This is a genomic window from Bradyrhizobium lablabi, assembly GCF_001440475.1.
GTDB lineage: Bacteria > Pseudomonadota > Alphaproteobacteria > Rhizobiales > Xanthobacteraceae > Bradyrhizobium > Bradyrhizobium lablabi.
On the sequence record NZ_LLYB01000133.1, the window covers coordinates 1 to 4,840 of the forward strand.

6 protein-coding genes are annotated in these 4,840 nt (G+C 62.5%); 3 read left to right on the top strand and 3 right to left on the bottom strand.

Annotation, left to right across the window (positions count from 1 at the left end):
* The 3 genes from CQ14_RS39355 to CQ14_RS39365 form a co-directional block, all read left to right on the top strand.
* Positions 1 to 467 (top strand): nicotinate-nucleotide--dimethylbenzimidazole phosphoribosyltransferase (locus tag CQ14_RS39355; RefSeq protein ID WP_199805736.1); only part of this gene is annotated, 467 nt, incomplete at its 5' end.
* Positions 468 to 655: 188 nt separating this feature from the next.
* Positions 656 to 2,407 carry a YbaL family putative K(+) efflux transporter gene (gene ybaL / locus CQ14_RS39360; RefSeq protein ID WP_057863119.1) on the top strand — a complete coding sequence of 584 codons (1,752 nt, stop codon included), beginning with the start codon at positions 656 to 658 and terminating at the stop codon, positions 2,405 to 2,407.
* Positions 2,408 to 2,620: 213 nt separating this feature from the next.
* Positions 2,621 to 3,058 (top strand): hypothetical protein, encoded by a 438-nt coding sequence (locus CQ14_RS39365; RefSeq protein WP_057863120.1) that lies wholly within the window; start codon positions 2,621 to 2,623, stop codon positions 3,056 to 3,058.
* 112 nt (positions 3,059 to 3,170) lie between these two features.
* On the opposite strand, the gene CQ14_RS39370 is transcribed toward CQ14_RS39365, so the two are convergent.
* The 3 genes from CQ14_RS39370 to CQ14_RS39380 form a co-directional block, all read right to left on the bottom strand.
* A complete protein-coding gene (locus CQ14_RS39370) occupies positions 3,171 to 3,584 on the bottom strand; it encodes a VOC family protein (RefSeq protein WP_057863121.1) in 414 nt (137 codons plus the stop codon).
* 121 nt (positions 3,585 to 3,705) lie between these two features.
* Positions 3,706 to 4,242 carry an SRPBCC family protein gene (locus tag CQ14_RS39375; protein WP_057863175.1) on the bottom strand — a complete coding sequence of 179 codons (537 nt, stop codon included), beginning with the start codon at positions 4,240 to 4,242 and terminating at the stop codon, positions 3,706 to 3,708.
* A gap of 37 nt (positions 4,243 to 4,279) precedes the next feature.
* Positions 4,280 to 4,693 (bottom strand): DoxX family protein, encoded by a 414-nt coding sequence (locus CQ14_RS39380; protein WP_057863122.1) that lies wholly within the window; start codon positions 4,691 to 4,693, stop codon positions 4,280 to 4,282.
* Between the last annotated feature and the right edge of the window lie 147 nt (positions 4,694 to 4,840).

Genomic DNA, 4,840 nt, shown 5'->3' on the forward strand with positions numbered 1-4,840 from the left:
GCTGGGCCGGCCGCGGCACCGGCGTCGACGATGACGGCCTGGCGCGCAAGCGCGCTGCGATCGAGGCGGCGCTGAATTTCCATCGCGGTATTTTGGGTGATCCGCTGGCGGTGGCGGCAGCGCTTGGCGGCCGCGAGCTCGCAGCGATCGCCGGCGCCGTGCTCGCCGCGCGGCAGCACAAGGTTCCGGTGCTGCTCGACGGTTTCGTGGCAACGTCGGCAGTACTGCCGCTCGCGCGTCTCGAGGCGAGCGCGCTCGATCACTGCCGCGCCGGGCATGTTTCCGCCGAATCCGGCCACCGCGATCTCCTGCGCGAACTGAAGCTCGATCCGCTGCTCGATCTGAACATGCGGCTCGGCGAAGCGTCGGGCGCGGGTGTCGCGATCCTGCTGGTGCGCGCGGCGCTGGCCTGCCACGCGGGAATGGCGACCTTTACCGAAGCCGGCGTCTCCAGCACGGACGATTGACGAAATCCAATCATGGCGCGGGCTCATCGACATGGAACCGCCGCCTGATTGACGCAACGAATGCGAGGCAGTTTGGACGCAAAAGTGCTGCCGCTCTGTCGTTGAGCATCGTTCCCGCCTCACTTGGTCGCAGGGTTTGCAGGCACGGCCATGGCAAAGTGCGGTAACTGGAACCGCACGGGACAAGAATGCAGCACGATACGCCTCTCATCGCCACCATCGTCGCCGGCCTGGGACTGGCCTTCGTGTTCGGCGCAATTGCCCAGCGCCTTCGAATTCCACCACTCGTCGGCTACCTGCTGGCAGGCGTCGCGGCCGGTCCCTTTACGCCGGGCTACGTCGCGGATCAGGCACTGGCGACCGAGTTGGCCGAGATAGGCGTCATCCTGTTGATGTTTGGCGTTGGACTTCACTTTTCACTCAACGACCTTCTGTCTGTACGCGCGATAGCACTGCCCGGCGCCGTCGTTCAAATCGTTGTCGCCAGCCTGATGGGACTGGGTCTCGCACTGTTCATGGGATGGACGATTGGCGCCGGTCTCGTCTTTGGACTTGCCCTGTCGGTCGCAAGCACCGTGGTGTTGCTGCGGGCCATGCAGGAGCGCCGGCTGATGGAGACGGAGCGAGGCCGCATCGCGGTCGGCTGGTTGATCGTGGAGGACCTCGCAATGGTGCTCGCGCTCGTCCTGCTTCCGGCGTTGGCTGGCTTGCAGGGCGCGAACAGCAACACGATCCCGGCGGACCGGCTGGCGTCGTGGCTCGGGATGGGGTTTGGCGGAGTCCTGTTGCTCACCGTTGCCAAGGTCGTGGTCTTCGTGGCCGTCATGCTGATTGTGGGACGGCGTGTTATTCCCTGGATCCTCCACTACATCGCGCACACCGGCTCGCGGGAGTTGTTCCGCCTCGCCGTTCTGGCAATCGCCCTCACCGTGGCATTCGGATCGGCGAAGCTGTTCGGCGTTTCCCTCGCACTCGGCGCGTTTTTCGCCGGCATGATTCTCAGCGAAAGCGCACTCAGCCAACGCGCGGCCCAGGAAACATTGCCATTGCGCGATGCCTTTGCCGTGCTGTTCTTTGTCTCCGTCGGCATGTTGTTCAATCCGGCGAGCCTGCTGCACGAGCCCTGGCCATTGCTCGCCACGCTCTTCATCATCATCGTTGGAAAATCGGTAGCCGCGTTCCTGATTGTGCTCGCGTTTCGTCATCCGGTCGGAACAGCACTGACAATCTCGGCCAGTCTCGCCCAGATCGGGGAATTCTCGTTCATTTTGGCTGAACTTGGCGTGAAGCTGAACCTGCTGCCGACGGCAGGGCGCGACCTGATTCTGGCCGGCGCAATCCTCACCATCATGCTCAATCCCCTGATCTTTGCGGCGGTGGACTGGTTGTCCCGACGCCTTGAGCGACCGCCCAGTCACGGCGGCATTGATGTTTTCGGCTCCGATGCAAAGGCAGGACAGGTCGCCGCGTCAGCGAAATCATCCGCAGCCCCCGAGGCCACGCGGTTGACAGATCATACGATACTCGTCGGCCATGGTCGCGTCGGCAGCATTGTTGCCGATGCCTTGAAGAAGACCGGTCAGCCGTTCCTCATTATCGAAGATGCGGACAATGTCATTGCGGAGCTGCGCGAGAGCAACTTCGAGACCATCGTTGGAAATGCCGCACGCTCCGATGTCCTGAAATCCGCCAATGTCGCCGGCGCGCGATATCTACTTATTGCGATACCGGAAGCATTCGAAGCGGGACAGATCGTGCAACAGGCTCGCGCGGCCAATCCGGGCATCCAGATTATCGCACGTGCCCATTCAGATGCCGAAGTCGATCACCTGAGGTCGCTCGGCGCCGATCTCATCATCATGGGCGAGCGGGAGATTGCGCTCGGAATAATTCATAACCTGTTCGAGTGGCAAGCGCGTAACCCTGTGGCACAAGGTTAGCCGTTTCCGCTATTTTGGATTAGGATCGACGAGCCTTGGTGAGACGAGCTTCGCAGGCTGGCGTCCGCTAGCGAACGCGGCGAAGCCGGGATGTGGCCGCGATCTGTATATCAAAGGTGGAGGCCGGTGTCTCCGGCGCGAACGATTGACGAAACCTTGCCACATATCTCGGCGTAACTGGCCGGGAGGGCAGCCCTGACGAAGGAGCCGCACATGCAAAGGGCGGTTATCAAGCTAATCGTTGTCGCCGCCGCGCTGTTTGCGGCGATCCTGCCGGCGCGGGCCGAGATCCGCATTCTCGCCAGCCCCGGCGGACAGGTCGGGCCGTTTCTCGAACTGTTCGATCGCGTGCGCCAATCCGGCGAGCGGGTGGTGATCGACGGGCCGTGCCTGTCGGCGTGCACACTGGTGCTGATGACGATCCCGGAGGAGCGGATCTGCGTGACGCGCCGCGCGGTGCTGGGATTTCACGCCGCGCGCTCGATCGATGGCCGCGGCCGCATCTATGCGGAACCGGAAGCCTCGCGCGCGGTGGAGGCGGCCTATCCGCCGCTGGTGCGGGACTGGATCGCGCGACGCGGCGGATTGACGTCGCGGCTGCTATTGTTACGCGGGCGCGAGCTCGCCGCGATCTATCCGAGATGCAGATGAGGCTGCGCCGCTGCGTAGGGTGGGCAAAGGCGCTCTTGCGCCGTGCCCACCATCTTCCTCGTGGCACGAATGGTGGGCACGCTTCGCTTTGCCCACCCTACGGCTTATGAACTCACATCCCTTCCTTCGGGGAATTCACCATCCAGGGAATGCCGAACTTGTCGACGCACATGCCGAAACCGTTGGAGAAGAAAGTCGGTCCGAACGGCATCCGCACCGTGCCGCCTTCGGCCAGCGCCTTGAACCGGCGCTCGGCATCCGCGGGGTCCTCGACCGCGAGCGCCACCGAAATGCCCTGCGGCGCCTTGTAGTCGCCCGGCGTCGCGTCTGACGCCATCAGCACCTCGCCGTCGATGGTGATGCGGGCATGCATGATCTTGGTTTTCCAGTCTGCCGGGATCGGCATCTCGGCGGGGCCGTCGCCGTACGGCATCTTGGCCTCGATCCGGGCGCCGAGCGCCTTTTGATAGTAGTTCAGCGCTTCCTCGCAATTGCCGTTGAAGAAGAGATAGGGATTGACCTGCATCGCTGGCTCCTTGGTTGCTGGGCGGTGTTGATTGCGGCCCCCGGATGCTGCGCAGCGTATCGGACGACGCTTCGCATCGCCGAGAACACGTTGCACTGCATCCGGGACACGATAGTTGCGTTCATTTCTCGGTGAGCGTCTTCAGATTGGCGAGACCAGCTTCGAAGTCCCGGCCGATCATGCGGTCCAGATTCATGAACACCTGTATCAGCCTGGACATGAAGTTGGCCGGACCATACATCAGCCACGTGACATGAGTGGCATCGCCCTGCGGCAGCATTGTGAACTCGGCGGTGTTGTGGCCTTCGAACGGCGTGAAGAAATCAAGCTTGATGACGATCTTCGACGGCGCCGTACTTTCGAGGATCTCCATGCGGCCGGAACCGACATTCTTGTCACCATCCCAGGCATAGACGGCGCCCTTGCCACGCTCCGCGCCGTCATAGTTGCGCTTCATCGCGGGGTCCTTGTTTTCATAGGGCGACCATTTCAGCCACTGATGAAAATCAGAGATCAGCGGGAAGATCACGTCCGGCGGCGCCTTGATGCGGATCGCGCGCTGCACCCGGAGCGTGCCCGGTTTGGTCGCGGCGATCACGAGAACGGCTGCGATGGCGATGGCAAGTAGGACGGCAATGACGGCAATGACTTCAAGCATGATCGGCTCCATGGTGGAAGATTATCGTTGAAGCAACTCAGCGGCGGGAGGGAATCAGGCGGCGCAAGTTCGGATCACGCAGCCACAGCCCGCCCCAGACCATCAGGCCGAGGTAAAGGCCGAACAGCGTATGCGTGAACAAAGGACTGTCGATCCGGACATGCGAGGCGATCGCGCCGCCGAGATAGCCGGTGAGCAAGATCGCGCCAAGGACGGAGGTCGGCGGGATGGCGTAGAGCACAGTGCAGACGATGGTGATGAAGCCGAGACTCCGCGCCAGCATTTCGCTCGAACCATAACCCATCTTGTCCATGGTTTCGGTGACGATTGGCCACGGCACCAGCTTGATGGCGCCGTCGAACATCAGGAAGACGATGACGAGGCCGGAGAGAATGCGGCCGGCCCAGCGGGCGGGCCTGGAGGCCGGAAGGGTTTCAGCGATGACGGTCATGGTGGGTCCTCGTTGTCTTGAATGAGTGCTCGAATTCAAGACGACCGGGGAAGGCGGAATCCGACAGAGGGAGCGAATTTTTCGACGGATACTTCGTCATGCCCGGGCTTGTCCGGCACGACGGATCATTGCTCGCGGTGGTGCATC